Origin of the sequence: Fictibacillus marinisediminis (assembly GCF_023149135.1) — a bacterium.
GTDB lineage: Bacteria > Bacillota > Bacilli > Bacillales > Fictibacillaceae > Fictibacillus_C > Fictibacillus_C marinisediminis.
This window is the reverse complement of sequence record NZ_JAIWJX010000002.1, coordinates 4,228,385-4,253,877: the sequence shown is the minus strand read 5'-3', so window position 1 is coordinate 4,253,877 and position 25,493 is coordinate 4,228,385. Positions and strand designations below refer to the sequence as shown.

Genomic DNA, 25,493 nt, shown 5'->3' with positions numbered 1-25,493 from the left:
TTATTTGTGATATAATCCAGTTGTTGGAGTGATTTCTAGAACAAAGGAGCCGGAATGGTGAACGGTTTTCATACAGATCAATTGAACGTAATTAAAAAAGAAATGAGCTCCTTTATAAAATGCTATGGGGTTTCTTTGCCATTGATATTCTCTTTGATTTTATATTCGACCGTGATATCGTTTCGTTCATGCTGCCGTTAGGCTTAGGCATCGGAGGGTTTATTACCTTCTTTGCTGTTCGAAACCGTAATCCTATTTTTTCGATGTATCTAACCGTCACGGGTGTTTTCGGGTTTCTGTTCTGTTTGATAACGTTCCAGCCCGTGTTGGTCAACTATTTGTACATATGGTTCTGTCTGCTGCTGAGTACGATCTACAGCCAATATAAAGTTATAATTTATGCGGGTGTCCTGGCGGTGGCCATGTCTTCATATTTCTTTTTTGCGGAACGGGAGCTGTTTTCCTCGGTTGAAGATTTTGATCTTGTCTTTATCCTTCTGCTTCTTGTTTTTTTAACGCTTTTTTTCGTTCTATCTACTCAGTTTACGGAAAGTCTCCGCGTGAGGTCTGAGAACAGGGAAAGGCATACAGCAAGCCAGCTGCTGGAATCGAAAGAATATTTCCATTCCATCTTCTCACAGACAGCTGACGCTATTCTCGTTCAGAATCTGAAAGGTGATGTTCTCGCGGTGAACCGGGCTTTCATTGAGCTTTACGGATGGAAGGAAGAAGAGATCTTGAAAAAGCCGTTTCAGCATATTCCATCCACACAAAAGCAGCTGATTCGGGAAGTGTTTCAAAGGATCATAAAAGGAGAAGCAGTTGCAGGGTATGAAATGGTCAACCAAAAGAAAACAGATGAGCTGTTTCCGGTCTCCGTCACCTTCTCCCCGATACGCAAACCTGACGGCACGATTAAAGCAATAGCTGGGATTTACCGGGACATAACAGAAACGAAGCGGACAGAAGAACTGATTGTCCAATCTGAAAAGCTCTCTGTCATTGGTCAGCTGGCTGCAGGTGTAGCTCACGAGATACGGAATCCGCTGGCCATTCTGTCGGGATTTGTCCAGTTCATGCGGGAGGAACACATATCGGATGAATACACGAATATCATGCTGGCTGAGATTAACAGAATGAACCAGATTTTAGAGGAGTACATGCAGCTGGCAAAGGTGAAGCAGTTTACTTATGATGAAGTAGATCTGTCAGGCCTCGTAAAAGAAACATTGCTGCTGATGGAAGCGTACGCAAGCCTTTCCAATATTTCGATCCAATACGGCATTCAAGATAAAGACTGCCTAATCAGGGGAGACTCCAATTCCTTGAAACAGGTGTTTATCAATCTGATCAAAAACGCTGTGGAAGCATCCGTACAAGGAAGCAAGGTTGAAGTATCGGTCAAACGGACAAGCGGCGGCTATGCGATCATTGAAGTAAAAGATGAAGGACATGGTCTGGAGGAGGACCAGCTGAAGAAATTGGGAGAACCGTTCTTTACGACAAAGGATACGGGAACCGGGCTTGGCCTCATGGTGAGTTTTAAAATCATTGAGCAGCATAATGGGGAAGTAACTGTAACAAGCGAACCGAATAAAGGAACGGTCTTTTCGGTTAAACTTCCGGAAATATCAAAATAAAGCTCCTAAACCTGTATTAACTGCAGCATTGAGGAGCTTTTTATCGTTCAGGAAACTACGTGAATTTGGATCAAGCCTTGTTGCGGGCTCTAACTTGTCAGATCATTTTGAAATTGCAGGGAAGTTAATCACTGGCCAAAACCCGCAATCCACAATTAGCGTTGCGAAAGAAGTCGTGAAACAATTAGCATAAGTCAGGCAGAGCCTTGGATAAAAAAAGAGGAGCTTATCTTCTACGAAGATAAGCTCCTGACCTTAAATTCCACACCGTTCAAATGATGAATGGTGCTATTTTTCCGTTCCTCTAATACGCTATATTAACATTGCTCTTTGGGTACGTTCGTATACCCGTCAACAACGACATCGAGCTTTCCGGTTTCTGGATCGATGACAAGGCCGTGGACACTGACAGTCTCAGGGAGAAGCGGGTGATTCTTTACCATGCTTACACTGCTTTTTACGGCATCCTCTACTTTATCAAACCCTCTCAGCCATTGATTGAAATCCATGCCAGAGTACTTTAAAGTATTGAGCGTTTCCTCTTTTATTCCCTGATCTTTCATTTTTCCCAAAAAATCATCAGGATCAAGAGCACTCATTCCGCAATCATGATGGCCGATGACACAGACTTCTGATGCCTTCAGGGCATAGATGGCGACAAGGATGCTCCGCATGACACTGCCAAATGGATGCGCAATAATAGCACCAGCGGTTTTGATAATCTTAACGTCTCCATTTTTTAAATTCATGGCCTGTGGAAGCAATTCCGTCAGCCTTGTATCCATGCAGGAAATAATAACAAGCCTTTTTTCTGGAAACTTCGTCGTCTGGTACTTTTTGTATTCTTTGTTCTCCACGAATTGTTCATTGTACTCTAAAATTTCATTCAAAATTGCCACGTTTATCTTCCCTTCTAAAGAACTCTTTTTCACTATTTTATCGAAATATCCTCATAAATCAAATTTCAAAAGTTTTAATTAGACGAAACAAGCGTGTTATCGATAAAAAAACAGGCTGAAATATTGTCAGGAAGGATAACTCTTTCAGGAATGGTTCGTTTTTTGTTGGACAACGCAAAGATATGTAGGAAAAAAACAAGTAAACGAAGCGCATTGTGACAAACATTTCCTTTTCCACTCCGTATAATCAAGCTATCAAGAACATATGATAGTAAGTTGTTAAAGCATCATGTCAGGAAGAAAGGGGGACAGGCCCAAAGCAAGGCTGGCAATCCATTAAAATAGATTTACTATCAAAAAGGGGGATGTACGGATATGGAACAATCTGTGTATTTAATAGCCATTATTCTATTTACGGTGAATGTGATGTTTCAAAAGGCGGTTTCCTTGATGATCACCAGGGTGGAGCAAGCCATTCTTGTGAAAGAGCAGAAATACCGGGTTGTGAACCTGCTGGCTAAAGCGGTGAAAAAGAAAGAACGTCCGCTCTTCAAACCAATCAACAACTATAAACAAGAACGCCGTAAAGTGAAGTGGATAGATACTTCTTAACCAATTCGGGAATTGAAAATTTAAATCGAGGGGAGAGGGTAAATGATATTATTAAGGATGGCAAGATACTACTTAGTAATACTTAAAGAGATCGATGAACGGGAAAGGTATTCTGCTGGCAGATCCAAAAGTCTATTAAAACGGATAATTCATAGGGTTTCGCGGCCTGGATCACCGTGAATCATTGTGAATTTCAATAATAAATGTGCGGAGTATGTCGGGCAGTCTCTTTAAGACTGTCTTTTTTTTCGTGGAGGAAAAATGTGTTACTATAAGTACAGCAAAGAAGGTTTATCGGAAGGAGAGCAAATCATGAGTATTTCCGTTCGCCATATCATTACGTTGATGGAAAAGCATGTGACAGAACTAAAGCAGCTCCCGGAGAGTTCGCCAAAAATAAAGGAGAACGCGGCCGCCATTAAGACACTCTGCGATCTCATGCTGGATTCTGACAGCACCAGAGAAGACAGCCAGTGGGTGCCGCCCTCCCCTATTTCTGCTCCACCTGGATTTACAGGCATACTGCCTAAACAGAATAAGAAGATGGACGATGAAGAAGAGGGCAACGGCGATTCCATTTTTGATTTCTAGACAGCAGAAAAACAGGCTCATCCTTAACGGATGAAGCCTGTTTTTTTATAGTTGATATATTCTTGCTTCATGAGGCTGCAAAACGTTTTGGCCGCTGATCGCCGGATAGTTTCCGAGAATCAGATTATCTTCATTAACCGTTAGGAATGCTGGAAGAGAGAATGAGCTGGGCTCATCGCTGTGATTCAGCATGATCAGCCATGTCACACCGTTAAGGCTTCTGCTGTAGATGTACAGTTTTGCGTCACCCTCTGACAAATCCTTATAGTCGCCATAAACCATCACATCGTGTTCTTTTCGCAAAGAAATCAGCTTCTGATAGAAGTAAAACACGGAATTGGAATCATTCAGAGCGTTTTCAACATTGATCTCTTTATAATTAGGGTTCATGTTAAGCCAGGGTTTTCCTTCACTAAAGCCGGCATTCTCTGATGAGTTCCATTGCATCGGAGTCCTGGAATTATCGCGGCTTAACGGCTGGAGCTCATGCAGAACTTCCTGAGGATCCCTGCCTTTGCTCGTTTCTTCCTCATATTTATTTTTCATCGCGATATCATGATATTCACCGATCGTATCAAACCTTACACCGGTCATACCGATTTCTTCACCTTGAAAAATATAAGGCATTCCCGGCAGTGTATGAACCATGGCGGCAAGTAATTTAGCTGATTCGATGCGGTATTTTTTGTCGTTTCCGTAGCGTGTCACTTGCCGGGTATGATCATGATTGTTCAGGAATTGAGAGTTCCACCCTTTCCCATGCAGGCCATCGTACCATGTTTGCTGAATTTCCTTGTAGCGGAGCATTTCCCAGGAAGGCATGTCGTCAGCTACTTGAAAGTGAAACAATGTGTTCAGCTCATGCCGGTCTTCGCCGACATACTTTAAGCCATCTTCAGGTGCAACGAACGGAATCTCTCCGACTGTCATTGCATCATAGTGGCGCAGCACTTTTTCATTCATTTCTTGCAGATAGTCATGAATGCCAGGGTTATTTCCGAGGTAATCAATGTTCTCAGGATAATCAGAATCCGGAAAACCTTTTTGCTTTGCCAGAAGGTTGATTACATCCATACGGAATCCATCTATTCCTTTATCAAGCCAAAATTTCATCATGCTGTAGATCTCTTCTCTTACTTCAGGGTTTTCCCAATTCAAATCCGGCTGCTGAACGGCAAAAGAGTGCATATAATATTGATCTGTTTTTTCATCAAATTCCCATACAGAAGGAGAAAAATAAGAACGCCAATTATTCGGTTCCCGGCCGTTTACCGCATCCTTCCAGATGTACCAGTCTCTCTTCGGGTTATCCTTTGATGAACGTGACTCGATGAACCATGGATGCTGATCGGAGGTATGGTTCACAACAAGGTCCATGATGAGTTTCAATCCTTTGCTGTGTGCTGCGTTAAGCAATCTCTCCCATGTCTCCATCGTTCCTGCTTTCTTCATGACCGATCGGTAGTCTGAGATGTCATAGCCGTTGTCCAAATCAGGAGATTCATAGATTGGATTAAGCCAGATTACATCTGCCCCAAGTTTTTTAATATAGTCCATTTTTTGAATGACGCCTTCCAGATCGCCGTAGCCATCTCCGTCTGTATCGAAAAAACTGCGCCAGTAGACCTGATAGACGACAGCTTCTTTCCACCATGTTCTCTTCAAAACGCTCACCCTTTCCTCTCCTTTTTCTTCATTATGAAGGAAGTTTCGCCGCCTGGAAAGCCATTTGGAGAACAGCGGAGGACTTCTGGATTTATTTTCTCCATTTTCGGGAAGTGGTGCTTAAGACATGATTCTTATCCGTAACAGGGGAAGTGAAAAAGTTGAAAAAAAGCAGAAATATGACGGCACTGATCATTATGGGTTTTACGATGTTTTTATTGGGAGGGCTTTCAAGTACGAAGGGCATCGTATTGGATGAAGTAAAAAAAGACATAGGACTCGACCTGAATCAGTTCGGCCTTGTCGTTTTTATTTTTCAATGGGGATTTACGATCGCCAGTGTCATCATCGGCTACCTCGTGGACAAGAAAGGCCTCAAGCTGATGACCATCATAGGAGCAGTCATAATGGGAGCGGGGCTGTTTGGAACAGGTTCAGCCCAGACAATCATGTTTTTCCTCGGGTTTTATATGATTGTCGGCTTTGGCCTGGGTGCCATGACAGTGGCATCGAATGCGATTGTTCCGGCGGTTTACCCAGATAAACAAGGTTTGATGTTCAATATAACGATGGGGGTTTATGGGCTTGGGATGTTCGCCACTCCTTTGATTCTTCGTTGGATGTTTTCTTCTGCTATATCGTGGCGGGTATTTTATATTGGCATCGCTGTCTTATTAGTGGCATTCATCGTATTTGTTCTTTCGGTAAAACTGCCAGATGGAAAGGCAGACCGTGCGAGTCTTTCTGCTTTCAAGGAAATGCTTAAGAATGCACAGTTCGTCTTTATTATGTTTATCCTGATCTTTTATGTTTCAGCTGAGGTTTCTTTCTTGAACTTCTTTCCGAGCTATCTAAAATCATTGGATCTTAACGGAGCAGCCAATGTGGAGAAAGGAAAACTAGTAACCACTATACTTTCCGTATTTTCTCTTCTCTTTACCGTGGGACGGCTGGGAGGCGGCTGGATCGCAGAGAAACTGGGTGAGAAAAAGACCATCCTGATCTTCGCGTTTCTTGCGGTCATCACCGTACTGATCAGTAAGTTTTACGCGGATCAGTGGGTGTATCTGTTTGCGGCGTCTGGGCTCTTCTTCTCAGTACTGTTTCCGACAGCGACAGCCATCGGCACAAAACTTTCAGAAACTGGAGGATCGGCGCTGGGACTTGTCTATGTCGCTTCGGGAATAGGAGGGGCTTTTGCAGGTTGGCTGGTCGGGGCAGTATCCGAGAAGTTTGGTTCTGCAGCAGGGTTCAATCTTCCCATCCTATTCTTAAGCATTCTCCTCGTCTTCTCCTTTTTTGTAAAAGACGTGCCTGACGATCAGGCAAAGACAACAAATGCATAATAAACAAGCTTAAGGCTTTTGGGAAGCAGAAACTTCCCAGAAGCCTTTTTTTGTTTACTAGGTCTTATGGCATGTTTTTAAAAACGGTAGAATGTATGATGGTAAATTTTACTGTTCGGGTTTATACTATTTTTACGAACAAATGTTCGTAAAAATATACAGTAAAAGTGAGGGAGATCTTGAATGAATACAGCTAATGATTGGCTAGGGCTAGTAAATCTCCTTGGGAATGTGGGCTTTCCGGTTTTACTGGCTGGATATTTGATGCTGCAGTTTGAAAAAAGGATTCAAAGCTTGGAATCTGTAATAAAAGATCTGCGGGATGAGCTGGTTGATAAAGAGGAGCTTGAAAAAAAGATGGAGCAATACGGTCAAAGGCTAAAAGAAAAAGAGGAACTGAAAAAATCGGATGTTTCATAACCTCATTTACTTTCTGGTATGATAAAAGAAAACTAGAGGAGTGGATTGGAAATGAAGCTGTTTTTAATCTTGGGTGCCGTGAATGCTGCACTGGCGGTTATTCTGGGAGCTTTCGGTGCACATGGTCTGGAAGGAAAACTATCAGAGCGTATGATTGAAGTCTATAAAACGGGTGTACAGTATCATATGTATCACGCCATCGGACTCTTGATCGTCGGGCTTCTCGCGGGAAAACTGACAAACTCAGGAGCGCTGCATTGGTCAGGCTGGCTTATGTTCATTGGAATTATCCTGTTCTCCGGCAGCTTGTACGCATTAAGCACAACCGGTATTTCTAAGCTCGGCATCATCACCCCGTTTGGCGGAGTGGCATTTATTGCAGGCTGGGTGCTATTCATTATCGCAGCTGTAAAAGGGCTGTAAAAAGGAAAAAAGAGCTTTGCTTAGACAAAGCTCTTTTTGTATTGGTTTACCTCGGGCTGTAGGTTGACATCGGCTGCCCTTGGGACTGCGATTGCTGTCCTTGGCTCTGTCCCTGGGCCTGGCCCTGCTGTTGCTGCTGGCTTCCCTGGGAGCCGCCAAAAGGATAGGTGTATTCGATTTCTTCATCAAAGGTAATGTAATTGACGAAGACCATCAGAAGGAGAAAGCGTTTTCCAGTTTGGGGGTCACTCAGGATAATATGGTCACGACCTGCAGCTTCGATAACTCCCCTGAATACTTTTGAATTCCACTTATCACTGCCTTCAAATGTTTGATAAACTGTCGCTACTTTTCCTTTGTTTAACCGCAGGATATTTTCAATATAAGATTGCTCAAGCGGCAGCTGACCGGGTGCGGCAATATCAGTAGGGTGCTGTCCGTAGGCTGCACCGAGCCCTTGAGGCGGCATCCCCATCTCTGGCATCATCCCAGGTCCTGTATAACCTCCCTGTCCTTGCTGTCCCTGCGGCATCTGGCCCATTTGGCCCATTCCCATCTGGCCTGATTGAGGCATACTGCCATAGTAGGGCGGCATGCCTCCACCTGTTTGCTGGCCTTGTGTTTGCCTGTAATTTGTCATACTTGCATCCCCCTTGTAAAAAGGTTTTTAAACACGCGGACCGGTATAAGTTCTATAACGTTTAATAGAATGCTGAAGAAGCCCGGAAAACTACATTTCATCATATGTAAACATGCCGCCTGTTAGACCAAAAAAAGCTGGTTCTCATGTCACGCGTGTGCGCGGCATGAGAACCAGCTTTCTGGAATGGGATGTCCAGCTTCAGCGACCTCGAGGACCTTAGCAGGGCGCTGAAGCTTTTCTTTATACGTGCAGATATCCAGGTACGGCTTCTTTTGTCAGTTGGTTACCGACATAGAAAGAACCGAATTCACCATAGCGTGCACTTACTTCATCGAATCTCATTTCATAGACGAGTTTTTTGAATTGAAGAACGTCATTGGCAAAGAGTGTAACTCCCCACTCCCAGTCATCGAATCCGACAGAACCGGTAATGATTTGTTTGACCTTGCCTGCATAGCTGCGGCCGATCATGCCGTGGCTGTACATCATTTTCTTGCGTTCTTCCATCGGCACCATGTACCAGTTATCGTTTCCTTCTCGGCGCTTGTCCATCGGATAGAAACAAACATATTTCCATTTCGGAAGTTCCGGTTTTAGGCGGCCCTGAATCATGGGATCTGTTTCGGGATCTACATCATTGGATGGATTATAGTTGCTTAATTCAACGACAGATACATAGGAATAGGCAGGAATCGTGTATTGAGCAAATGTTGTTTTGTTGAATGCGTTCTCGATTTCATTAAGATCTTCCATCGTTGGACGCAGCAGCATCAGCATGAAATCTGCTTTTTGGCCGACGATCGAATAAAGGGCATGGCTTCCTTCTTTGCGGGCCTCGACCCCTTCCCACTTTTCCAAAAACGTCATAAATTCTTTGATGGCAGCTTCGCGTTCATCACTTGAAATCGCTTTCCAGGATACCCAGTCCATCTTTCGGAAATCATGGAGACAGTACCAGCCTTCAAGGGTTTGTGCAGCTTCACTCATGTATTGTCACTCCTTGGACATAATGATAATTTCACTCCTATCCAATATACCACATCCGCTTGAATAAAAAAAAATCCCCGTCTGTTCGGGACAGACAGGGAGAGCTTTAAGTAGAGATCACGCAAAACGCTGAATGGCAGCGGTGATTTTACTGCTAAGAATAGAAGTGTCCTGAAGCTCTCTTTCTGTAAATGCCAGCCGGACATGCTTTTCATCCATATCCATCGCTTCCTCAAGCATGCCGAACAGCCCTCTTGCTTTTTTATCTATTTCCAAAATGATCTCCAAGGAACTGCCGTCACTCAGGAATACCGCTTCAAGTTCATCCAGTTTACCCCTGAACATGCCGGTTGGCACATATTCAAATTCCTGAATAAACGGCAGTCGGCCGCTTCTATAGCGTGAAGAAGCTTCACAAGTCGTTTGACGCAGCACAAAGTCCAGTCCTTCAATTGCTTCCATCGCTCTTCTGACAAGAGGCCCTGGATTCACGGTAATGTAATCTTTGTCTGACGGGTCAACTGCATTTTTAATATCTGCCCCGGTTTTCAGCCACACCGGGGTATGTCCGATGCTCAGCGGAACATCAAAGGGAATACGGAACGAGAAAGGAATCTTTTTCATTTCCCCAGGCTGTATGGTTATGGAATCAGCTACTCGGTGGCGGGCTACAGCAGATTGTTCCCTGTATTTCTTATCATCCGATTCTCTTATGTATTCGGTCATCAGGAAAATCGAAATCGAGTCGATCGGCTGTGCTGCTTTTCCGCCAGTAATCTGCACGGTGCCGCTTACTTCCTCTCCGGGAATGAACCTGGTCTTGGTTAGGATCGTATCAATGGTCGCTGCCCCTATTCCAACACTGGCCAGCATTTTGTTCATAAAAGACATATTGGAAATCCTCCTTGAAATTGATAATAAGATATACGTATTGTCTTTTAAAAAGATTCAAACAGATTACATAATTATCCTTTTTATATTTTCCATTTTTCTAAAAATAACAACTTCTTAGCACAAGCGCTTTCAATTCAGGGTATAGGTTTAAAACAGGCGCAAAAAGGAGTACCCTAGTATGGAATGTACCCGAATAGGAGGACCTCGCATGAGCGATTTATTTAAAGATTTAAAAGAAAAAGTGCAACAGCAGAACCCGAAGATTGTGTTCCCCGAAGGCACCGACGAACGCATTCTTACTGCAGCAGCCAGATTGGCTGAAGAAAACGTCCTTAAACCGATTTTGGTTGGAAATAAAGAAGAGATCACTTCAAGAGCAAAGGAAATGGGAGTCAGCCTTGGCGACATCGAGTTAATCGATCCTAAGCATTATCCTGAATTCGACAGCCTTGTTGCTTCTTTCGTAGAACGCCGCAAAGGCAAAGCTACAGAAGAACAGGCACGCCAAATTCTTTTGGATGAAAACTACTTCGGGACCATGCTGGTCTATACAGGAAAAGCCCATGGACTTGTGAGCGGAGCTGTTCATTCTACAGCTGATACTGTTCGTCCTGCCCTGCAGATCATCAAAACAAAAGAAGGTATTAAAAAGACATCCGGCGCTTTTATCATTGTAAAAGACGAAGAGAAATATGTTTTTGCTGATTGTGCCATCAATATCGCACCATCTAGCGCTGACCTTGCTGAGTCTGCATTAGTAAGCGCACATACAGCAAGAGTTTTCGGCATTGACCCAAGAGTGGCGCTTTTAAGCTTTTCAACAAAAGGATCAGCTAAATCAGCTGAAACTGAAAAAGTAGTAGAGGCGACTGAGCTTTTGAGCGGCATGAACCCTGATTTCCCTTTTGACGGTGAACTTCAGTTCGATGCAGCGTTTGTTTCATCGGTTGCACAGAAAAAAGCACCAAGTTCTCCTTTGAAAGGTGAAGCGAACGTCTTTATCTTCCCAGGCCTTGAAACAGGAAATATCGGATACAAGATGGTTCAGCGCCTCGGGGGCTATGAAGCGATCGGACCGATCCTGCAAGGTCTTAACATGCCGGTGAACGATCTTTCCCGCGGATGCAACGAGGAAGATGTTTACAAGCTTGCCCTTATTACAGCCATGCAGGCGCTATAATAGGCTCTCTTCTAAAAGATTGTTGCTATGGGAACATTTTTGTAAAGAATCTTCATTGACAAGTTGATTGGAGTGTAAGGTGCGAGCCTCCTGAAACGGAAATCAACCACTTTCAAGAGCAACAAAGGTAGCGAAAACAGCCTTATAATAAGACCAAAAAAGCACTGAGAGATTAAATCTCCAGTGCTTTTTCATTTCGTTCCCATACCCGCTGATAGTTGTAATCGTGTAATTGAATCTCACTTACGGACAGAGGGGATGAAACGAGGTGGCTGCTTTCTTCTTTTAATACAAAGAGGAGTCTAGTCATCAAGTCGCTGACAGACAACTCTGTTCCGGTCAACTCGGACAGTGAGGCCATCACTTCTGGCCGTATTTCGGGATAGCTGAATTTCGTGGGTTCTCCCTGAAGACCATGACGGTAAAACTCCCGGATTGCTTCTGCTCTCCCGGAACCGCTCCCGTTGACACATAAGTAGATCTGCACGGCCGCCCCATTGCGGATCCGCCGCTGTGAGATGCCTGCAAACTTCTTTCCATCCACGCTTAAATCATAGCTTCCCGGACAATACGAGCCGATGATCTCTCTTGCTTCGAAATCAATACCATACGGGCTCAGCATTTTTTGGATGAGCTCGACCATCGTGTCATATCCCTTGTTGATCTCGATACTGCTGTCCTTTTCGGGAAGGATGATGGAAATATTCAATACGCCTTCATCAAGCACCACAGCAAGACCGCCCGAATTGCGGACGATCACCCGGTATCCCCTTGATTTTAAATACTGTATACCTTCATTCAGATACGGTAGGCGTGTATCCTGGATGCCGAGGACAATGGTGTCATGATGCACCCAAGTACGGACGGTTGGAGAAGACTCTCCCGCTCCAATCGATGTACAGAGCGTATCATCCATTGCAAAAGACTGCAGGGCATCAAAAGACGGACCGAGGCTTGACTGGTCAATGATGCGCCATTTTGGCTGAAATAACAATGAAGCGTTCATACTAATCACGCTTCTCTGCTTCAATGATGAAGGATTTAGGAATACCCTGATCAAAATCACCAGGATGCGGCTCTTCTTTCAGCCCTGTAATAAACAGGCCAGACGCTCCGATCGCAGTAATGATTTCACCAAGTGTCCACTTGCGGATGGATACTTGAAATGGCTTTCTTTCCTCTTCTGTCGCATATTGGAGCTCAGGAAGAAACTTGGAGTACGATACATCCACCGTTTCCAGAGCCGTACTGAAATAGTCTCCGCTCACCTTGTGTTTTCTGGCAGACTGGCTTTTTCCCTGTGAGGTAATCAGCTTGGTTGAGATCGGATGGAAATCTTGCAGGACGAACCTTCCACCCTGTTTAAGCAAGCGGTATACCGACGTAAAGAATGGCACCAGATCTGTAAAATAATGAAGAATTCCGTTCTCTGTAAAAACAAGATCATATTCTCCTGAAAGTTCTTCCTCCGGCAGCTCAAGAACATCGCTCTTGATATAGCGAAGCGGGACGCCGGCCTCACGGGCAAGCTCTTTAGCGTAGCGTTCGTTCGGTTCTGAAAGGTCGATGACGGTTGCTTCTGCACCAAGCAGTGCCAAAGCAACCGCTTTGCTGCCATGGGATCCAAGAAGATTGCAGACTTTTTTTCCTTTCACATCGCCTATATAGGTTTCAAGCGGACTCAGCCGCTTTACCGGGTCTTTTTTTATTTTAGCAGCGGCTTTCGCCGGCTCGCCAAATCGATGGGTCCAGGCTTCGTAAGACTTTTCATTCCAAGCCTGACTGTTCTGGTTTTGTTGTGTGTGATCCACGAGTCAACCTCCTGCTTCTATCATTCTTTACTAGTATAACGCAACAGGCCGCAGAGCTTCCATGCCGGAAAAATAATTGCAACTTTTTGGAATGTATTTACGTAAGCATAGGTATAGTGAATGGAAGAGAAAAGGACAAAAGGAGGAGATCTGTTGAATAAGAACCTATCCAGGACGTTAAAGTGGGTTTCAGGAGGATTTGAAGCGCTCCTGGGCATTCCGTTTGTAGGTGGAACCATCGTGGTTTCCTTTCTGTGGACGCCGCTTGCTATTGCGCTTGCCCTCCATATTGCTACACTCGTCTTTTCAGCGAAAGAAGGGACAGCAAGGCACGGAAGCATTCTCGGCATCGTGACTTCCTGCATCGCATGGATCCCGTTTGTCGGCATGATCATGCATATTATTTCTGCCATTTTATTATTGGTCGACGCCTACCGGCAGGAGGACAAAGACAGCCGGGTGGTTGATACGCAATAAAAAGAGAGGAGCGCCCCATGGGTCTCCTTTCTTTTTTTGATAGCACAAGAAAAAGAAAGCATGGCTGCGATAGAAGATATACAGCTGTCGAAAACCGCTTTTTTTGTTTGTTGTTTCATGATTCAAAACCGCGTAAAATAGGGTATACTTCACAATGAAAATAATCATACAGCAAATATGACAATCCTTCTGGCGAACACAAGCATGAGAAGGGATTTTCTTTTTTTAGCAGAACTATAAACATAAACTAATTGCGGCTGAAGGAGCATTTATTACGATATGGCGAAAGAAATGGGTCAGTTGAATGAAGAAAAGGTGTTTAAAGATCCGGTTCACCGTTACATCCATGTAAGGGACGAGCTGATCTGGCGGCTGATAGGCACGCGTGAATTTCAGCGCCTTCGACGGATTCGCCAGCTGGGTACTACCTATTTGACGTTTCATGGAGCTGAACACAGCCGTTTCAGCCACTCTCTCGGCGTATACGAGATTACAAGACGGATCGTTGAAATTTTTCAAAACAGGCCGCACTGGAACGAAGACGAACGGATGCTGGTTCTTTGTGCTGCACTGCTGCATGACATTGGACATGGACCTTTTTCCCACTCATTCGAGAAAGTGTTCGGTGTGGATCATGAAGATTATACAAGGGATATTCTTTTAGGCGATACGGAAGTGAATGAGGTTCTCCGCCTGCAAGGAGAAGAATTCCCCAGAAAAGTAGCAGAAGTCATCGAAAAGACCTATCATGACAAGCTGGTCGTCAGTTTGATCTCCAGCCAGATAGATGCTGATCGGATGGATTATCTCCTGCGCGATGCCTATTTCACAGGCGTAAGCTACGGAAACTTCGATCTCGAGCGAATCCTCCGGGTCATGCGCCCGATGGAAGACGGAGCCGTTATTAAAGCAAGCGGCATGCATGCTGTTGAAGATTATATTATGAGCCGATACCAGATGTATTGGCAGGTGTATTTTCACCCGGTAACGAGAAGCGCCGAAGTGATTTTGAGCAAAATCCTACACCGGGCAAAGGACCTCTATCAGGGGGGCTATCAATTTAAGCAGGATTTAACGCATTTCCGCTCACTGTTCGAAGGGGAAATTACATTAGAGGACTACATAAAGCTGGATGAGGGAGTCATGCAGTATTATTTCCAAGTTTGGATGGACGAGGAAGACCGAATCTTGCGTGACCTCTGCCGCCGCTTTTTGGACCGGAAGCTTTTTAAATACTCGGAGATGGTTTCCGTTTCAGAAGTTCTGCGCCTGTCAGGTTATTTTGAAGAAGCAGGCATCGACCCGAAATACTATCTTGTAATTGATTCCTCCTCTGATCTGCCGTACGACTTTTACAGACCGGGGGAAAAAGAGGAAAGGCTGCCTATCAACCTTTTAAAGGCGAATGGCGAAATCCGTGAACTTTCGAGAGAATCAGATGTAGTAGAGGCGATTTCAGGGAAAAGAAGAACAGACCATAAGCTCTACTATCCAGCTGATCTGATCGAAAAGATAGATGACAATAAGCTGAAACAAAAGATAAAACACATACTGAAAAAGGATTAACAGGTTTTATGTTAAGGGGGAAATACTGTGTTTGATGATCATTTAAAGGTCATAACGGTCATTAAGGAGGCCGGGGAAGTCGTCGGGCGAAAAAAGCTGCAGAAGATGATTTATATCGCTAAAAAGCTGAACTTCCCTTTTCAGGAAAAATATGAGTTTCACTTTTACGGCCCTTATTCAGAAGAATTAACGCTGCGCGTCGAAGAGCTGTGCAACCTGGGCTATGTGCACGAAATCAAAGAAAAAGTCAGCGGCTATTCCCAATACCGCTATTCTCTCAATAATGAGGGAGAAGACTTTTTGACTAGCTATGGAAAGAAGATACCGAAACTTGGAGAATGCGTAAGGTCCATGAACGAACAGTCCTCACGATTTCTCGAACTTGTTTCTACCATTTTATTCTTTTCGCATTTGCCGGCAGACGAAGTTAAAGTCAAGATTCAGACATTAAAGGCAAAACAAAAATACAGCGATGCAGAAATTCAGGAGGGTTATACGTTTATCAGCCAGCTTGAAAACTGTATTGTTCAGTAAGTATATCTCTTCGGGCTGTCTGATTAATGCTTATTCTCTATACCCATGTAAAATACTGGTTGTAAATATAATAGATTCTTGTAAAATAAAAGTATTCTAATGGTTACAGGGAGAACATATGAACAAAAAGAAGATTCAGCTCATCAGTGAGAGAATTGTAGAGCAGATCCAAAAGATAACCGAGAGATCCGCTTATCTTCAGATGCAGGAGAACCCCGAATCCATCAAGAAAATGATGGATCGGAAGCTGAGGACGATTACAGAAGAAGAAAGTAAGCAATTATATGAACAGTTTCTTTTCTATTTGGGAGAAGCGCTGGTATCAGACTACGATACTTCCTTTCAAAAAATTACGAAATGGGGAGAAAAAGCAGGAGAAATTGCTGTCCTGGAGGATATTCCGTTGGATGAATCGCTGGATGGCCTTCGTTTTTTTCGCCAGGCTATGCTGCATATCATTGATGAGGAAGCCGAGAAAGTTGATCTTTCGAGGAAAGAGTTCATACAAATTACATCCATTATCGACACGTTGCTCGACCGGTGCATCTATAGCTATAGCATCGCCTTCGTCCGGCATAACCGTAAAAAGATGGAGGTCGCCCAGCTTGCGCTCCTTGAACTTTCGGTTCCGGTCGTACCTCTGGCGAAGGGGATTGCCGTGCTTCCGATTATTGGGGAGATTGACACACACCGGTCCCAGATGATCATGGAGCAAACGCTGACCCGCTGCACAGAACTTCAAGTGGAACAATTGATGATTGATCTCTCAGGAGTAGCGATCATCGATACCATGGTTGCTCATAATTTGTTCCAAGTCATCAACTCATTGAAACTGCTTGGGGTTAAAGTAGTGTTAACAGGGATTCGCCCTGAAATTGCTCAGACTGTTGTCTCTTTAGGTGTTAGTTTTGAGGGAGTTTCTGTATGCGGAAGCCTGCAGCAAGCCATCACAATGGTTGGATTTGAACGAAAAAATGAAAAGCCTGCTTCCTTAGGAAACTCTATATTTTAAGCCCCAAAAAGCTGATTATGCCTGAAATATGAACGGCGGCAAATCAGCTTTTTTATGTGGGATAAAACAGGAGAATGGAACTGTGATAATTGTCGCTGTTATTGTTTGGTACGTGTGTGAATGACTAAATAGCATTTTTAGCTGCTGACTTTTTAATCAGTTTTAGTTACACGATCTGGAAAAAGAAAAAAAGCAAGCGACCTTTTAAAAGGGTGCTTGCTTTTTTATACAGAAATGTTCAGCTAAATGCTTTAAAGACCTTTTTTTTAATGAGGCAAGAAGGCGAGCTGATAGAAAAACAGTACTGCAAACAAATACACGAGAAACGGTACTTCACGCCATTTGCCACGGGCAATTTTTAATAGCGGGTAAGAGATGAAACCGAAAGCAATCCCTGTTGCGATGCTTGATGTCAGCGGCATGGTCAAAATGATAATAAAAGCAGGGAACGCTTCGTCCAGCTCATCCCATTTGATCTTTCCTAAAGCTCCAAGCATCAGGCTGCCGACAATGATCAACGTCGGAGCTGTTATCGCTGAAAGACCGGAAATGGCCCCCACCAGCGGCGAGAAAAAGGCAGATATGATAAAAAGAACGGCAACTGTAACAGATGTAAGGCCAGTACGTCCTCCTGCTGCTACACCAGAAGAAGATTCAATATAAGCGCTTGTCGGGCTTGTTCCAAGAGCTGCACCTACTGTAGTGGCTACAGAATCTGCAAGCAGCGCTTCACGGGCCCTTGGCATTTTATTATTTTTCATTAAACCGGCTTGCTCGGCGACACCGACCATTGTTCCAGTTGTGTCGAAAATGGTTACGAGCAGGAAGGAGAAGACAACGGCGAATAGTCCGTAATGAAAGACGTCAGCGAAAGCGGTCATCGGATCTCCGAAAATGAATAAAGATTTTGGCATCTCCGGAACGGAAGCGATGCCGTTGAATTTTAATTGGCCGGTAAAGTACGCAATAATCCCGGTAATAATCATTCCAAAGAATAGCGCACCATTCACATTCAAAGCCATTAAGATGAGGGTAATAGCCAATCCGGCGAGCGCAAGCATAACGGAATGAGAATGAAGGTTTCCCAAAGCGACCAAGTTTTCTTTATGAGCGGTGATGATCCCCGTCATGCGCATCCCGATAAAGGCGATAAACAAACCAATTCCAGCGGTGATGCCGTATTTTAAGTTGGCGGGAATCGCCTCGATTAATTTTTCACGAAAAGGTGTCAATGATAGAATGACAAAGATAATACCGGCTACGAACACAGCGCCAAAAGCGGTTTGATACGAGATATTGGTATGGTTGCCGACGACTGAAAAAGCGAAATAGGCATTGAGCCCCATTCCCGGCGCGATGGCGATTGGCAAGTTGGCGAACAGTGCCATCCAGAGCGTTCCAACAACCGTAGCGATAATGGTTGCTATGAAAACTGTATTAAAAGGAACCCCGGCAGAGTGAAGAACAATAGGGTTGACGACAACGATGTAGACCATCGTTAAAAAGGTTGTAATCCCTGAAGTGACTTCGGTTCTTACGTTAGTTCCGCGTTCTTTTAGTCTAAAGAATGATGAAAACATGGGTGTACCTCCAATAAATACGAACATTTTTTGAATACTTAATTATAATATTCGTTTTTAGGATGTAATGCAATCTATTTAAAGAAGTTTCCCCTTTGTATTGTTACCTCTTTATCTTCATATGATACGAGGGTAAAAGGCATTGCAGTCTTAAATCGCTGAGAGTTGTGGTAAAATAGAGATAGAATTGAAGTGATGTCGGGAGGGTTATCATGAAGGATATTTTCGGATCAGATCAGAATAAAAACAAAAAAGGCATGGGATTCACGATTTTAAGCGGTGACTCTACAGACGGCCATGGCGGTTACGGAGTAGGAGCGTTAAGCCTTGACCATATGACGCCTGTCATCGTAGACCCTGTTGATGGTGATGCCTATGTGGACATGGGTGCGATGCATGCCCGCAGTGATATAGAAAAGCGTATTAAATTTACGCCTGACCGAGCCAATACTCCAAATCCAAGGTTGTACTGGCTCGTCTGGGTAACGATTAACCGAAATGAAGAAGGGCCTTTCTATTACGGTGTGACTGCATGTGAAATGCAGATTGATGCAGAAGCACGGCGAGGCTATAAAAGCCTGCCTGAGCACGTGAACAGAATGGATAAATCATTAAAAGGCCATGTTATCATCGACGACATGGATGAAAAATCAAAAGTGCTGCTGGGAGAGTTTTTGAAAAACCATGATGAAGGCACGTTTAACCGTTCTTCTGAAGGAGTAAGGAAATTATTGCCATAAAATTGGAAGAGTTATGAACCTTTTTTGAACATTTTCTAAAAAACTTGTGACAATTCCGTGGAATACAGTAAACTAAAACTAGCATTGCACACACAATGTTGCTAGGACAATAAACAGCCCGGGAGCTTTCGAGCACCCGGGCTGTTTATTTTGTCCGGAATTTTGATGTGCTTGATTTTTATGAAAATGATGCGTTTTGCAAGTAAAATGTGTCGAATCGCAAGTAATTCGGGCATTTTCGCAAGTAACGCACGGAAAGTCGCAAGTAATCTTTGTCGAACCGCAAGTAATAGCACCAATTCCGCAAGTAAACCAAAAGATCCGCCCCAAAACACCTGGAGCGGATCCTTTTATCCCCATTAAATTAATGCCACCAAGGAAAGACCTTCTGAAACCATCCTTTTCTCTTCTGATCGAGTCCGCTGTCATCCAACGGGCGGTCCCCCGCATGCTCGTGGCAGTATTCTGTTGGCTCTGTTCCTTCTATATAATACGTACGCCGCTTCACTGGGCAATTTTCCGTAGCAAGTTTCCCGTTTTTTGGATTGACCATCACACTGACGACGCCTTTTGGCTTCTTAAAGGCAGTTGCTGGCTCATTTTTTAAGGCGTCTTCCATGTAATGGACCCAGATTTTTTTGGAATAGCTCCCATCGTTGATCCGGTTGATCTCTTTTCCCTGGTCATAGCCGATCCAGACGCCTGTTGTCAGCTGTGGTGTAAAGCCGACCATCCAGCTGTCGGTCGGTGTGGAGCCGGATTTTCCTGCAGCCGGACGGGTCAAGTACTGATCAATGCTTGAGCCGGTGACCTTCGTGTAGTCGTTCAGCTTTTCATCAAACATCCCTTTCATCAAGTCGGTCATAACGAAAGCGGCCCGTTTGTCGAGAACCTGTTTTTTCTTATATTGATGCTCATAAATAACGTTCCCTTTGCTGTCGGTGATTTTCTTAATGAAAACCGGTTCGACCCTTTTGCCTCCGTTCGCGAATAGGTTATAGGCGTTCGTCATCTCCATGACGCTTACCCCTTTAGTTCCGAGAGCTAAGGAAGGAACACTGGATAAAGGGCTCTTGATCCCGAACTGGCGCGCTGCTTTGACAAGTTTTTTCGGCCCGAGATAAAGGTTGGTCTTGACCGCATAAATATTATCGGATAGCGCCAGAGCTTCAGAGAGAGTGATGAAATCATAGGCATACAGATTGTTGTAGTTCTTTGGCTCATAATCCTTTTGCCCGTCCCCCATCGCAAACGAGGTCGGTTCACTCTTAATGGCAGTGGATGGCGTATAGCCGTTATTTAACGCTGTGTAGTACAAGAACGGCTTAAAGGTTGAACCGGGAGCACGTTTTGCCTGGACGGCCCTGTCAAATGGACTTTCTGCAAAACTCCGGCCGCCGACGAGTGCTTTAACGTCTCCGTTCCTCGGATCCATGGAGACAAGAGCGGTCTGGATGGAGGAATTTTGATCGATTCGTTCCTCGATCTCCTTTTCGGCGGCTTCCTGCATGGAAACATCCAGGGTCGTGTAGATGTGAAGTCCGCCAAGCTCTACTAGCTTCGGATCGATTTTTAGCTTGTTTTTCAGTGTCTTCATAACCTCAGCCTGAAAGTAAGGAGCGATTTTGGGCTTTTGTTCTTCTTTTTCACTCACAATCGTAAGTGGAGCTGCAGCCGCAGCCGCTGCTTCCTTCTTAGACAGAAACTGGTTTTTCTCCATTGCTCTTAAGATGATGGACTGCCGCTCTTTTGCCCGTTCTTCATGATAGAGAGGAGAATAATAGGCTGGCCCTTTGGGTATGCCTGCCAGCATGGAGGCTTCGGAAACGTTGAGATGGCTTGAATCCTTGCCGAAATAATAAGCAGAAGCGGATTGTATGCCATACGTTCCGTGGCCGTAATAGATGGTATTTAAATAACCTTCGAGAATATCATTTTTAGAATAATTCATCTCCAGCCTTATCGTGTAAAAGGCTTCCATCGCTTTTCGAAACCATGTTTTATCATGAGTTAAAAAGAGATTCCTCGCAAACTGCTGGGAGATGGTGCTCGCTCCCTGAACCTTTGCTCCGGCCCTGATGTCTGCCAGCAGAGCGGCGGCGATTCGTTTTAGATCGAAACCGTGATGATGATAGAAATTCTTATCTTCTATGGCAATAGTCGCCTGTATAAGGGCAGGGCTCATTTTGTCCAATGGAACCCAAAAACGCTTCTCACCGGAATTATTGATCTCGCCGATCTCTTCTCCGTCCCGGGCATGGATGACAGTCGTCTGTGGAACGAGCAAAGGAGGAGGGCCCATCAGTTTAGCCAGCAGCAGCACGCCGAGAAGGCATACAGCCATTCCTCCGCCCATAAAGGCGGCCAGTTTACCGATTGCTTTTGCTTTTTGTAGTGCAGTGTACTCCTTCCAGCGCTTGATCCAGGACATGCCTATACCCTCCTTCATTTTTTCATTATTTAGTATGGGAGAGTGAGGCATCTTCTAAACGTAGGGAAAGAGGGAAATGTTATACTTGTTCCATACAAAAGGACGAAACGGGAGGGTTATGGCGTTGATTTTAAAAAATGCACGATATCTTAATGAAATGAATGGAACTTGGACGGCGAGGCAGGATGATATATTAATAGATGGAAATACGATCAAAGAGATAGGGAGCCTGGAGCACCTGTACAGCGATCATGAAGTGTGGGATGTTAAGAACTTGCTTATCATGCCAGGCCTCATCAACGGGCACCAGCATACACCGATGTCCTTGCTGCGCTGCTACAGTGATGATCTGCCATTAATGGATTGGCTCAATAAAAAGATGCTGCCGGCAGAGATGAAGATGACGAGTGAAGACCGCTACTGGGGAGCCATGCTGTCCATGGCGGAAATGATCAAAAGCGGTACGACGGCTTATGCCGATATGTACATAGATATGGACACGATTGCAAAAGCGGTGCAGGAGACCGGAATACGTGCCTCGTTGGCAAGAGGGATGATCGCGATGGACTCGAACTACAGTGACCGTATCGAGGAATCACGCCAGCTTGTGGAGCGCTGGCACGGAAGCGCTGAAGGTCGGATCACGGCAATGGTTGCCCCGCATTCACCATACATGTGCCCGCCGGATTTCTTAAGTGACGCTGTAAAGCTGGCAAAAGAACTGGATGTGCCGCTGCACACCCACCTTGCAGAGACCTCGGATGAGCGGGTGATGATTCAGGAAAGGCACGGCATGAGCCCGGTGCAATACTTGCAGGCGGCTGGATTTTTTGAAGATACAAGGGTTGTTCTTGCGCACGGCGTTCACTTTACGGAAGAAGACCTTTCCATTCTGGAATCGGTGAAGGGCGGCATCATTCACAATCCGGTGAGCAACGCCAAGCTCGGGTGCGGAACAAGCAATGTGGTTGAGCTGAAAAAACGCGGGCTTAAGGTAGGGCTGGGAACAGACGGTCCGGGAAGTGCGAGCACACTGGACATGTTTATGGAAATGAAGGCAGCAGCCTGGATGCAAAAATTGCTTCATGAGGATGCTTCTTCCCTATCCGCTCATGAAGTATTGACAATGGCAACGCAGAACGGTGCTGAAATTCTTGGGATCGGCAAGGAAACAGGAAGTATTGAACCTGGCAAAAAAGCGGATCTGCTGTTTCTTAACATGAACCAGCCGCATCTGCTGCCGGCACATCATGATGCTTCTCTTCTTGTGTATGCCGCTGCGGGTCAGGATGTTGATTCTGTCATGATCGATGGGAAGATTGTTATGAAAAATCGGGAACTGTTGACGATGGATGAAGAGAAAGTGATGTTTGAAGCGAAGCAAAGTGCAGAAAATCTTTTGAGGCGGCTTTAATGAGGCTTTCACTGACAAATTTTTATATTGATGGTATGATAAAGGCAGAAACGTAATAAAATAAGACCGCTGGCATGCTGGCCAGCGGCTGTCAATAGTCGGCTCTCCCCAGGGGGATCGGCTATGATTCAAAGCAAAGTCAGAAAAATAGACCGTTTCCTTGAGTTGGGGCTGAAGGGCGGTCTATTTTTTATGCGATAAAACAGAAACGATAAGGGACGCAAAAGCGACCGCAAACATAAGCGCTTCAAATATCGTCAGAGGCATCACCCCCTTTCGCGTAAAGCCTTTACACGATTGGTTGAGCTTTTAGCTTATAGGAGTGCGCCGACCACCCTAAGGAACCTATACTATTGTCTTCTCATTATACCATCTGCCGCGAGATAACATTCAATGTTAAAAAAGATAGGAAAAAAGGCGGCTATGGAAACTGTTTTTTCATTTGGGTATCCATTTACTTTGCGGTACTATAAAAAGAGAGAAATTTCCGAATATAATAGAAGGCAAGGTGAGAAGATGAAGGTTGTTGTGTTTGGTGCAGGCGCCTTAGGAGTCTATTTTGGGGGAAGGTGGCTTGAGGCGGGCCACGAGGTCTCCTTTTTAGTACGGGAAAGAAGAAAGAGAGAGATCGAGGAGCAGGGCCTGTTTATCCATAGTGTGGCAGGAGATTACGAGCTGGATGAACCAAAGCTGATTCTTCATCCGGATGAGGCGGGCTCCTGTGATCTTGTTTTGCTATCTTTAAAAGGCTATCATCTTGAACAGGCGCTTCCTTTCCTGAAACAGCTTGTTGGACAGGGGGCTCGAGTCCTTCCTCTGCTGAATGGGATCGAACATATTTATAAGCTTCAGGACGAGCTTGGAGAGGATGCTGTGCTCGGCGGCTTGGCTTTTATCATTGCCACCCTGGACGAGAAAGGGCATGTGATACATACGAGCGGGCAGCATGACATTGTTTTTGGTGCGCTAGTTCCTTCACAGCAGGAAATGTGTGAATCCCTTTATCACATGATGGAAAAAAGCAGGATGAATGCTGCACTGAGTCCTGACATTATTAAAAGTCTCTGGCAAAAATATATGTTCATTACGGCTTTCTCAGGAGTAACAACGGCAGCCAACCTGCCAATCGGAAGAATACGAGAACAAGAGGAGACACTTCAGCTGTTCCGTTCCGTGCTGACGGAAATGAAGAACCTTGCCAATACTTTTCAAGTCGGACTGGAAGAACAGGACATTGAGGAGACAATGGCGCGAATTGAAGGCCTTCCTTACGAAGCTACTTCTTCCATGCATCAGGACAGACGCAAGAGCCTGTTTCTTGAGGTCGATCATTTGCAGGGGGGGGCTCTGCGGCTGGCGGAACAAAGCATGCTGGAGCTGTCGTATACCGCAGCTTTGTACGCTTTAATCAAGCCGTTTGAAAGCGGTGTTGTCTCAGTTGCGGCAAAACCGTAGATCGTCAGCTCTCTGGTGTGGGGTTTAACTGAAATTGCGTGTGGAATAACAAAAGGGTAAATGCTATAATCGTTATGTTTGTTAAAAGAACAACGATGCCTGGCATTTCAAATAGAGGAGTGATGAACGTGGAATTATGGTTCACGGAAAAACAGACGAAAAACTTTGGAATTACTGCGAAAATCAAACGCACATATGTGACGGAGCAAACAGAATTCCAAAAGCTTGATATGGTAGAAACAGAAGAATTCGGAAACATGCTTGTGCTTGACGGTATGGTCATGACCACGCAAAAGGACGAGTTTGTTTATCATGAAATGGTAGCACACGTACCTTTGTTTACTCACCCGAACCCAACGCAAGTTCTTGTTGTCGGCGGAGGAGACGGCGGTGTCATCCGTGAAGTTCTGAAGCACCCTTCCGTAGAAAAAGCAACATTGGTTGAAATCGATGGCAAGGTTATCGAGTATTCCAAGCAATACCTTCCTGAAATCGCAGGTGAGCTTGATAACCCGCGCGTGGAAGTAAAAGTGGATGACGGCTTCATGCACATCGCAACAAGCGAGAACAAGTATGATGTGATCATGGTTGACTCTACTGAGCCTGTAGGGCCTGCTGCGAAATTATTTGAAAAAGGTTTCTATGAAGGTATCTCAAAAGCGCTGAAAGAGGACGGTATTTTCGTTGCTCAAACAGACAACCCTTGGTTTACACCTGAATTGATCTCAAAAGTATTTAAAGACGTGAGCGAAATCTTCCCGATTACCCGTCTTTATACGGCCAACATCCCGACGTACCCAAGCGGGCTCTGGACATTCACGATCGGTTCAAAACAATACGATCCATTGGAAGTGAACGAAGAGCGTTTCCATGACATCGAAACGAAATACTGGACAAAAGATCTTCAAAAAGCAGCCTTCGCATTGCCGAAGTTTGTAGGAGATCTGATCAAGTAAGGCTGAAGCCGAACTTCAGCGATTTTGAAAAATGAGGCGTTTCGCAAGTAAAGTCTCCTTTTTCGCAAGTAAAAGACCGATTTCCGCAAGTAAACTTACCAGTTTTGCAAGTAAAGCCGGCAGTTTTGCAAGCAAACCCATCATTATCGCAAGTAAATTGCCAAAATGGTCTGAAAGCCGGAGCTGAAGCCACACAGAAAGAGAAAGGGGCAACAAA

Annotated in this window: 24 protein-coding genes; 15 read left to right on the top strand and 9 right to left on the bottom strand. The window is 44.7% G+C overall.

Annotated elements, in window-relative coordinates; all coding sequences use genetic code 11:
* Positions 1 to 119 precede the first annotated feature (119 nt).
* A complete protein-coding gene (locus LCY76_RS22120) occupies positions 120 to 1,640 on the top strand; it encodes an ATP-binding protein (RefSeq protein WP_248254470.1) in 1,521 nt (506 codons plus the stop codon).
* A 317-nt stretch (positions 1,641 to 1,957) separates the two neighbouring features.
* Here LCY76_RS22120 and LCY76_RS22110 read toward each other — a convergent pair whose 3' ends face one another.
* On the bottom strand, positions 1,958 to 2,539 hold the full coding sequence (locus LCY76_RS22110) for a beta-class carbonic anhydrase (protein WP_248254469.1): 582 nt from the start codon (positions 2,537 to 2,539) through the stop codon (positions 1,958 to 1,960).
* 375 nt (positions 2,540 to 2,914) lie between these two features.
* Between LCY76_RS22110 and LCY76_RS22105 the strand changes: the two genes are divergently transcribed.
* Together LCY76_RS22105 and LCY76_RS22100 are read left to right on the top strand one after the other, a co-directional pair.
* Positions 2,915 to 3,151 (top strand): hypothetical protein, encoded by a 237-nt coding sequence (locus LCY76_RS22105; protein ID WP_248254468.1) that lies wholly within the window; start codon positions 2,915 to 2,917, stop codon positions 3,149 to 3,151.
* A 312-nt stretch (positions 3,152 to 3,463) separates the two neighbouring features.
* Positions 3,464 to 3,742: a YwdI family protein gene (locus tag LCY76_RS22100; protein WP_248254467.1), complete on the top strand. Its 279-nt coding sequence runs from the start codon at positions 3,464 to 3,466 to the stop codon at positions 3,740 to 3,742.
* 45 nt (positions 3,743 to 3,787) lie between these two features.
* On the opposite strand, the gene LCY76_RS22095 is transcribed toward LCY76_RS22100, so the two are convergent.
* A complete protein-coding gene (locus LCY76_RS22095; protein ID WP_248254751.1) occupies positions 3,788 to 5,407 on the bottom strand; it encodes a glycoside hydrolase family 13 protein in 1,620 nt (539 codons plus the stop codon).
* A 161-nt stretch (positions 5,408 to 5,568) separates the two neighbouring features.
* Between LCY76_RS22095 and LCY76_RS22090 the strand changes: the two genes are divergently transcribed.
* The 3 genes from LCY76_RS22090 (at position 5,569) to LCY76_RS22080 (ending at position 7,596) form a co-directional block, all read left to right on the top strand.
* On the top strand, positions 5,569 to 6,753 hold the full coding sequence (locus LCY76_RS22090; protein WP_248254466.1) for an MFS transporter: 1,185 nt from the start codon (positions 5,569 to 5,571) through the stop codon (positions 6,751 to 6,753).
* A gap of 183 nt (positions 6,754 to 6,936) precedes the next feature.
* The gene (locus LCY76_RS22085) at positions 6,937 to 7,173 is read left to right on the top strand and encodes a YvrJ family protein (protein WP_248254465.1); all 237 of its coding nucleotides are present in this window, start codon (positions 6,937 to 6,939) and stop codon (positions 7,171 to 7,173) included.
* A gap of 51 nt (positions 7,174 to 7,224) precedes the next feature.
* Positions 7,225 to 7,596 (top strand): DUF423 domain-containing protein, encoded by a 372-nt coding sequence (locus LCY76_RS22080; RefSeq protein ID WP_248254464.1) that lies wholly within the window; start codon positions 7,225 to 7,227, stop codon positions 7,594 to 7,596.
* Positions 7,597 to 7,642: 46 nt separating this feature from the next.
* On the opposite strand, the gene gerQ is transcribed toward LCY76_RS22080, so the two are convergent.
* The 3 genes from gerQ to LCY76_RS22065 all read right to left on the bottom strand — a co-directional run bounded on the left by gerQ (position 7,643) and on the right by LCY76_RS22065 (position 10,117).
* On the bottom strand, positions 7,643 to 8,236 hold the full coding sequence (gene gerQ / locus LCY76_RS22075; RefSeq protein WP_419714964.1) for a spore coat protein GerQ: 594 nt from the start codon (positions 8,234 to 8,236) through the stop codon (positions 7,643 to 7,645).
* A gap of 243 nt (positions 8,237 to 8,479) precedes the next feature.
* Positions 8,480 to 9,226, bottom strand: a complete 747-nt coding sequence (hemQ, locus tag LCY76_RS22070; protein WP_248254463.1) for a hydrogen peroxide-dependent heme synthase — start codon at positions 9,224 to 9,226, stop codon at positions 8,480 to 8,482.
* Between the two features lie 117 nt (positions 9,227 to 9,343).
* On the bottom strand, positions 9,344 to 10,117 hold the full coding sequence (locus tag LCY76_RS22065) for a sporulation protein (protein ID WP_248254462.1): 774 nt from the start codon (positions 10,115 to 10,117) through the stop codon (positions 9,344 to 9,346).
* A gap of 211 nt (positions 10,118 to 10,328) precedes the next feature.
* Here LCY76_RS22065 and pta point away from each other — a divergent pair, with 211 nt between their 5' ends.
* Positions 10,329 to 11,300 carry a phosphate acetyltransferase gene (pta, locus tag LCY76_RS22060; RefSeq protein ID WP_248254461.1) on the top strand — a complete coding sequence of 324 codons (972 nt, stop codon included), beginning with the start codon at positions 10,329 to 10,331 and terminating at the stop codon, positions 11,298 to 11,300.
* A 172-nt stretch (positions 11,301 to 11,472) separates the two neighbouring features.
* Here the strand turns inward: pta and lipL are convergent, their stop codons facing one another.
* The gene (lipL, locus tag LCY76_RS22055; RefSeq protein ID WP_248254749.1) at positions 11,473 to 12,312 is read right to left on the bottom strand and encodes an octanoyl-[GcvH]:protein N-octanoyltransferase; all 840 of its coding nucleotides are present in this window, start codon (positions 12,310 to 12,312) and stop codon (positions 11,473 to 11,475) included.
* The gene (locus LCY76_RS22050) at positions 12,308 to 13,111 is read right to left on the bottom strand and encodes a class I SAM-dependent methyltransferase (protein WP_248254460.1); all 804 of its coding nucleotides are present in this window, start codon (positions 13,109 to 13,111) and stop codon (positions 12,308 to 12,310) included. Before LCY76_RS22050 ends, lipL begins: the two co-directional genes overlap by 5 nt.
* Positions 13,112 to 13,264: 153 nt before the next feature.
* Between LCY76_RS22050 and LCY76_RS22045 the strand changes: the two genes are divergently transcribed.
* The 4 genes from LCY76_RS22045 (at position 13,265) to LCY76_RS22030 (ending at position 16,700) form a co-directional block, all read left to right on the top strand.
* Positions 13,265 to 13,588: a hypothetical protein gene (locus LCY76_RS22045; RefSeq protein WP_248254459.1), complete on the top strand. Its 324-nt coding sequence runs from the start codon at positions 13,265 to 13,267 to the stop codon at positions 13,586 to 13,588.
* A 279-nt stretch (positions 13,589 to 13,867) separates the two neighbouring features.
* The gene (locus LCY76_RS22040; RefSeq protein ID WP_248254458.1) at positions 13,868 to 15,154 is read left to right on the top strand and encodes an HD domain-containing protein; all 1,287 of its coding nucleotides are present in this window, start codon (positions 13,868 to 13,870) and stop codon (positions 15,152 to 15,154) included.
* Between the two features lie 27 nt (positions 15,155 to 15,181).
* Positions 15,182 to 15,688, top strand: coding sequence for a YwgA family protein (locus tag LCY76_RS22035; RefSeq protein WP_248254457.1), 507 nt, complete (start codon positions 15,182 to 15,184; stop codon positions 15,686 to 15,688).
* A gap of 118 nt (positions 15,689 to 15,806) precedes the next feature.
* Positions 15,807 to 16,700 carry an STAS domain-containing protein gene (locus tag LCY76_RS22030; RefSeq protein ID WP_248254456.1) on the top strand — a complete coding sequence of 298 codons (894 nt, stop codon included), beginning with the start codon at positions 15,807 to 15,809 and terminating at the stop codon, positions 16,698 to 16,700.
* 266 nt (positions 16,701 to 16,966) lie between these two features.
* Here LCY76_RS22030 and LCY76_RS22025 read toward each other — a convergent pair whose 3' ends face one another.
* The gene (locus tag LCY76_RS22025; protein ID WP_248254455.1) at positions 16,967 to 18,280 is read right to left on the bottom strand and encodes an NCS2 family permease; all 1,314 of its coding nucleotides are present in this window, start codon (positions 18,278 to 18,280) and stop codon (positions 16,967 to 16,969) included.
* 212 nt (positions 18,281 to 18,492) lie between these two features.
* Here LCY76_RS22025 and LCY76_RS22020 point away from each other — a divergent pair, with 212 nt between their 5' ends.
* Positions 18,493 to 19,020 (top strand): YwhD family protein, encoded by a 528-nt coding sequence (locus LCY76_RS22020; RefSeq protein ID WP_248254454.1) that lies wholly within the window; start codon positions 18,493 to 18,495, stop codon positions 19,018 to 19,020.
* 364 nt (positions 19,021 to 19,384) lie between these two features.
* Here the strand turns inward: LCY76_RS22020 and LCY76_RS22015 are convergent, their stop codons facing one another.
* The gene (locus LCY76_RS22015; protein ID WP_248254453.1) at positions 19,385 to 21,451 is read right to left on the bottom strand and encodes a transglycosylase domain-containing protein; all 2,067 of its coding nucleotides are present in this window, start codon (positions 21,449 to 21,451) and stop codon (positions 19,385 to 19,387) included.
* A gap of 118 nt (positions 21,452 to 21,569) precedes the next feature.
* Between LCY76_RS22015 and LCY76_RS22010 the strand changes: the two genes are divergently transcribed.
* From LCY76_RS22010 to speE, 3 genes are all read left to right on the top strand, one after another.
* Positions 21,570 to 22,865 (top strand): amidohydrolase, encoded by a 1,296-nt coding sequence (locus LCY76_RS22010; protein WP_248254452.1) that lies wholly within the window; start codon positions 21,570 to 21,572, stop codon positions 22,863 to 22,865.
* A gap of 516 nt (positions 22,866 to 23,381) precedes the next feature.
* Positions 23,382 to 24,320 (top strand): ketopantoate reductase family protein, encoded by a 939-nt coding sequence (locus LCY76_RS22005; RefSeq protein WP_248254451.1) that lies wholly within the window; start codon positions 23,382 to 23,384, stop codon positions 24,318 to 24,320.
* A gap of 128 nt (positions 24,321 to 24,448) precedes the next feature.
* Entirely contained in the window at positions 24,449 to 25,276 is an 828-nt protein-coding gene (gene speE / locus LCY76_RS22000) for a polyamine aminopropyltransferase (protein WP_053356421.1), read from the top strand.
* The last annotated feature ends 217 nt before the right edge of the window (positions 25,277 to 25,493 follow it).